The sequence below is a fragment of the Pseudomonas sp. 05N434 genome (genome assembly GCF_056396965.1).
Genome location: NZ_JBFTMK010000329.1, coordinates 1 through 5,678, shown reverse-complemented (window position 1 = coordinate 5,678; position 5,678 = coordinate 1). Strand labels below are relative to the sequence as shown.

General features: G+C 59.5%; 7 protein-coding genes. 1 reads left to right on the top strand and 6 read right to left on the bottom strand.

What is annotated here, in order from left to right:
• From AC1DLB_RS19595 to AC1DLB_RS19585, 3 genes are all read right to left on the bottom strand, one after another.
• Nucleotides 1-389: AAA family ATPase (locus AC1DLB_RS19595; protein WP_477785474.1), on the bottom strand; the 389-nt coding region annotated here is incomplete at its 3' end.
• 170 nt (nucleotides 390-559) lie between these two features.
• Nucleotides 560-934 carry a cupin domain-containing protein gene (locus tag AC1DLB_RS19590; protein ID WP_064616884.1) on the bottom strand — a complete coding sequence of 125 codons (375 nt, stop codon included), beginning with the start codon at nucleotides 932-934 and terminating at the stop codon, nucleotides 560-562.
• Between the two features lie 96 nt (nucleotides 935-1,030).
• Nucleotides 1,031-1,843 (bottom strand): AraC family transcriptional regulator, encoded by an 813-nt coding sequence (locus tag AC1DLB_RS19585; protein ID WP_457326912.1) that lies wholly within the window; start codon nucleotides 1,841-1,843, stop codon nucleotides 1,031-1,033.
• A 248-nt stretch (nucleotides 1,844-2,091) separates the two neighbouring features.
• On the opposite strand from AC1DLB_RS19585, the gene AC1DLB_RS19580 reads away from it, so the two are divergent.
• Nucleotides 2,092-2,952, top strand: coding sequence for a CAP domain-containing protein (locus tag AC1DLB_RS19580; protein ID WP_018928247.1), 861 nt, complete (start codon nucleotides 2,092-2,094; stop codon nucleotides 2,950-2,952).
• Nucleotides 2,953-3,009: 57 nt separating this feature from the next.
• Here AC1DLB_RS19580 and AC1DLB_RS19575 read toward each other — a convergent pair whose 3' ends face one another.
• The 3 genes from AC1DLB_RS19575 to AC1DLB_RS19565 all read right to left on the bottom strand — a co-directional run.
• Nucleotides 3,010-3,462 (bottom strand): GNAT family N-acetyltransferase, encoded by a 453-nt coding sequence (locus AC1DLB_RS19575; RefSeq protein ID WP_018928248.1) that lies wholly within the window; start codon nucleotides 3,460-3,462, stop codon nucleotides 3,010-3,012.
• 24 nt (nucleotides 3,463-3,486) lie between these two features.
• The gene (locus AC1DLB_RS19570) at nucleotides 3,487-4,140 is read right to left on the bottom strand and encodes a peroxiredoxin (RefSeq protein ID WP_018928249.1); all 654 of its coding nucleotides are present in this window, start codon (nucleotides 4,138-4,140) and stop codon (nucleotides 3,487-3,489) included.
• A 168-nt stretch (nucleotides 4,141-4,308) separates the two neighbouring features.
• Nucleotides 4,309-5,678, bottom strand: a 1,370-nt coding sequence (locus AC1DLB_RS19565) for a purine-cytosine permease family protein (RefSeq protein WP_477785473.1), incomplete at its 5' end; no start/stop codon positions are given.

The window sequence follows — 5,678 nt, the reverse complement described above, 5'->3', positions numbered from 1 at the left end:
CCGATACCGGCGGCCGTATCGATGATCAGCACATCCARTTTGTCGCCGATATCGCTAAAGGCCTGGATCAGCGCGCGGTATTGCGCAGGCTCCAGATGAGTCATGTTCTGCAAACCAGAAGAAGCCGGGGCCACACGAATGCCTCCAGGCCCAGGCATGAGTGCCTCGGACAGCTCGCAACGCCCTTCGAGAACATCGGCCAGTGTGTAGCGCGGAGTCAGCCCCAGCAGAATATCGATATTCGCCAGGCCAAGATCGGCATCCAGCAATACGACGCGCCGCCCCATTTTTGCCAACGCCAACGAGAGGTTAACCGCTACCGTTGTCTTGCCCACGCCCCCTTTACCGCCAGTCACAGCGATAACTTGCACGCAATGCACATCATCCATTTGTCTTTCCCTTCCCTGCGCATCGTGTGCCAGCACGTAATGGCACCCTCCAGATGCCGCAAGAATAGCTGAAAAGCGCGCAATAGCTGCTTTATCTCCCGACGAGAGGCATTTTGCCGGCCTCCATCGAATCGTTTCAACGAAAAGGCCGGCAAAAACCACCAAAACGTCTAGATCCACACATCATTCATTGCGGTTCTTTCCCCGGCTTGATCACCGGTATTCAGCACACCTCGCGGCTCGATCAGCAACAGTTTCACCTCGCGTTCTGCATAAGGCTTGTGTTCGACGCCCTTGGGGACGACGTACATTTCTCCCCGCCCAACCACGACGGCCCGCTCCCGAAGATCGATGCGAAGCTCGCCTTCAAGGACGATGAAGGCTTCATCGGTATCGGCATGGGAATGCCAGACAAAGTCGCCTTCGATTTTCACCACCTTGAACTGATAGTCGTTCATTTCGGCAATCACCTTTGGCGCCCATTGCTCGCTGAACAAGGCATATTTTTCGGCAAAGTTAATCGCGGTGCAGGCCTGGGAATTCATTTAAGTCACCCTCATTGGACAAGATATCGAGCCCTGACTCTAGGGATGACCTAACGCTGCGTATTGCATGATTGTGCAAGTTGGCCGGGACCCTGCTCAATCAAGGCCCAACCTCTTCAGCCACCGGCCGGGGGAGACGCCGTAGGTCTGGACGAATTGACGCGTCATGTGGCTTTGGTCGAAAAAACCTGCGCATACGGCCGCCTCTGCCATCGAGTGGCCCCCAATCATCAATGCTCTTGCCAGGTCGAGYCGGCGCTGGGTCATGTACCGATAGGGGCTTGTGCCGTACAGCGCCCGAAAATCACGGCTCAGGCTCCACCGGTCTCGACCACTCGCCTGGGATAACTCATCCAGGGTAATGACTCGATCCAGCGAGTCATGAATCAGCGCACGCGCGCGCTCGGCCGCTGCAAAATCAAATGACTTGCGCCGCCCACGCTGACCAGAGAGCGTATCCAGCGCCTGCGCGAGATCGTAAAGGGCATCGTCTTCTTCCAGGGGTTCGATGCAAGCGTCGAGGTTTTGCAGCAGTACCTGGGTTGCGGCACCCAGCCGTGGGTCGCTCGATAAGCCACCCTCGATAAATGGCAACGGCTTGCCGCCCAGCACCTGCTGAATCAGGGCAGGTTCGATGTAGATCATCCGGTAATGAAAACCCGCTTCGGTACCGGCCTCACCGTCATGCACCTCGTCCGGGTGCAAGACGATGGTTTTACCGGGCAGGCTGTGGCGCTGGGATTTGCGGTACTGGAAACTTTGTACACCCGACAGCGTTCGCCCGATGGCGTAAGTATCGTGGCGATGCGGCGTAAAGCCATGGCCGCCAAAAAAGGCTTCGATGCGCTCCATCTTCAACGGCTGCGCCGAGCGCTTGACCCAATCCTTGTTGCCCTTGGTCTTAGTCATGTCCCTGTACCACTCGAATGATGTCAGTACGTTACCAGTGCGAGCGTCTGCTGTCCCAGACTCGTGACCCGTCTGAATCGGCCCTCTCAGCGTAGCCGTCAAATTTGTCTGTTCCCCTCGTGAACCAGTTTTGAGACCCGCAGTCATAGCCGTGCCGTAAAAGACGCTCGCCCAATGAAGCGCTCATGCGGTTATTGCTCATCTTTATCCCACCCTTATCGTCGTCAACTCATCAGAGCTGTCTGTTCATGCGCCCGACTGTCCGCTGCTGCCGCTTTATTTCGCTGTGCCTGATGCCTTTGTTTCCGCTGTTCGCCAGCCCCGCCCATGCCAGTGGGGAACGGCAACTGGTGGAAGTCATCAACGATTACCGCGCCGATCCCGACCGCTGCGCGGGGCGTGCAGTCAGGCCGTTACGGCCACTGGCGCTGAAATCGGACTTGTCCTTGCCGATCGGCTATGGCGGTGGTTTGCGGGAGGGGTTGAAGGCTAACGGCTATCAGGCTGTAACGGTACGGACCATCCGCCTGGTCGGCGCGCAAGATGCCGATGAGGCGTTCGACATGCTCCAGAGCGACTACTGTGGGGCGCTGCTCGATACCCAATACGCCGACATCGGTGTCACTCGTGCCCGCAGCGAATGGCGGGTGGTGCTGGCGCAACCGGTGCTCGATGGGCGTATCGGCGATTCGCGCGCTGCGGGCAAGACGTTGCTGGCGCAGGTCAACGCGGCAAGAGCCAGGCCACGCATGTGTGGGCGCCAACGCTTCGCCGCCGCACGGCCATTAACCTGGAACGCCGCCCTGGGCGCCGCCGCGCAAGGGCACAGCAAGGCAATGGCCTACGGCAACTACTTCGCCCACCAGGACCCCGACGGTGATATGCCGGCGGATCGCGCCAGAGCCGCCGGCTACCGCGGCCGGCAGATCGGCGAGAACATCGCCGCCGGGCAAGGCTCGCCCAGCCAGGCGATGTCCGGCTGGCTGGCCAGCCCCGGGCATTGCGCCAACCTGATGAACCCGATGTTTACCCAGGTCGGCGCGGCGTACGCCAGCGATTCGCGCAGCAACAAAGGGGTTTATTGGACGATGCTGTTTGGCGCGCCTTGAGTGAGGGTTTCGAACCGTCCATAGAAAATGGCTGGCGCTGGGGTCACAAGTTTGCGCCTACTTCAAGTCGAGGCAATAGGTGTAGTAACCCGTATCACGCACATAGCCCAATGATTCATACAACCGTTGCGCAAGGTGATTGTCCGTGGCCGTTTCCAGCACCATGCCCTTGGCGCCGGTCAACAGCGCAAAGGCTCGGGCGGTGTTCATCAGCAACGTCCCTACCCCTCTGCCGCGGGCGGCAGGTGTGGTGAAGAGGTCGTTGAGCAGCCAGGTGCGGTGGGCGTCGATGGAGGAGAACGTCGGGTACAACTGGACAAAGCCGAGCGCTTCGCCCGTGGAGTCCTCGGCGAAGAAAATCACCGATTCGTCCCTGGCGATGCGCTCTGCGATGAAAGCGCGAGACTGCATCAGGTTCGAGGGCTGGCCGTAAAAGCCTCGATAGGCGTCGAAGAGGCTGGCGACTTTATCGATGTGGGTTGCATCAACGCGCAGGACCTGGACGGCCATGTGGGTGGTCTCCGAACAGATGAGTTACTTCGGTTGCGCCACGGTGCGCAAATAAGGTTTCAGCGTCTTGAAGCCATCCGGGTATTTCTTCCTGGCGTCCTCATCGGAGACCGAAGTGGGAATGATGACGTCCTCGCCCGGACGCCAGTTCACCGGCGTGGCAACGGTGTGCTTGGCGTTCAGTTGCAGAGAATCGAGCAGACGCAGAACTTCATCGAAGTTGCGCCCGGCACTCATCGGGTAGATCAGCATCGCCTTGACCTTTTTGTCCGGGCCGATAATGAACACCGAACGCACCGTGGCATTGTCCACGGCAGTCCGTGCGCCGCCACTGGCATTCGGATGAATCATGTCGTAGAGCTTCGCCACCACCAGGTTCTCGTCGCCGATCATGGGGTAGTTGACCGCATGCCCCTGGGTCTCTTCGATGTCTTTGGCCCAGGTCTTATGGTTACTGACAGGGTCGACACTGAGCCCGACGATTTTGGTGTTGCGCTTATCGAACTCCGGCTTGAGCCCCGCCATATAGCCAAGTTCAGTGGTGCACACCGGGGTGAAGTCCTTGGGGTGCGAGAACAGAATCGCCCACTTGTCACCGATCCACTCATGGAAATGCAGCGGGCCCTCGGTGCTTTCAGCGGTAAAGTCCGGTGCTTCGTCTCCAATACGGATTGCCATGTTCGTTCTCCTTACAGTTGAGTCGTAGGGAAGTCGCCGGAGCGCTGGCTGCTGTTCCGGCGGCATTCGGTGTCTGTGTTAAATCGTCAACGCGGATCAGTATAGGAGACGCTCGAGGACCCGGTAGTTAGCCCCGCGCCCGCCCTGCCCCCTTTGATGACCGGGCATTCAAGCCTGCGAACTGCGCTCGACCGACACCGCAAGCGCAGATGTCCTGGCCAGCCAGTAATAGAGCATGCCCGGCACCACCAGCCCGACGATCCAGGAAATATCGACACCGCCGAGCTGCGCGACCATTGGTCCGGAGTAGAAGTGAGTGTCGACAAAAGGCAGCTGGACCAACACACCGAGCACATACACGCTGATCCCCAACACATTCCAACGGCCATAACGCCCCGCCGGGTCGGACAACGCCGGGATGTCATAGCGCTCCTTGTTGATGAAGTAGTAGTCCACCAGGTTGATCGCGCTCCACGGCGTGAAGAACGTCAGCAGAAAGAGGATGAAGTACTTGAACGTGCTCAGGAACGAGTACTGCCCCAGCAGCGCCAGCGTGGTGGACGCGCCGACAATCACCAGCACAAACAGCATGCGTTTACCGGCGGATATTTCGAAGCCACGACGAAAGCCACTGATGATGGTGGCCACGCACATGAAGCTGCCATAAGCGTTGAGGGTCGACACCGTGACCTTGCCGAACACCACGCTCAAGTACAGCAGGGAGGCCATCACCCCGGTACTGCCCAACCCGACGATGGTGGCGACCTCATGTCCACGAAAATTTGCGCCCGCCAACGCAGCGGCGAACACTCCCAGCACCATGGAAGCCTGGGCCCCCACCACCGTCCCCAGGCCGACGGCGGTGAACGTCTTCCAGGACGAGGTCTTGCTCGGCAGGTAGCGTGAGTAGTCGGCCACATAAGGGCCGAACGCGATCTGCCAGGATGCGGAAAGAGACACCGCCAGCAAGAAAGTACTCCAGCCGAAATGGCGGTTTTCCAGCAACAGACCGATATCGTTGAGCGTCATCAACCGGGTAAACAGATAGACGAAGGCGATGATCCCCAGCACGCTCGCCACCCTGCCCACCAGGTGGATGACCCGATAACCGAAGAGGGTCAGAAACGCGATGCAGGAGGCGAAAATCAGGATGCCGGCGCTGTCACTGACATGGACCAATTGAGCAATGGCCTGCCCCGACAGTACCGCGCCGGTGGCGCTGAAGCCGAGGTACATCAGACACACCAGCACAATCGGAATCGCCGCCCCATAGACCCCGAACTGCACGCGACTGGAGATCATCTGCGGCAGCCCGAGCTTGGGTCCTTGTGCAGCGTGCAGCGCCACCACCGCGCCGCCGAGCAACTGGCCGACCAGCAAACCAATGAGTGACCAGAACACATCGCCACCCAGCACCACGGCTAGCGCGCCGGTCACAATCGCCGTGATCTGCAGATTGGCGCCGAGCCACAGGGTGAACTGGCTGTAGAGGCTGCCATGGCGCTCGGCCTCGGGGATGTAATCGATCGAGCGTGTCT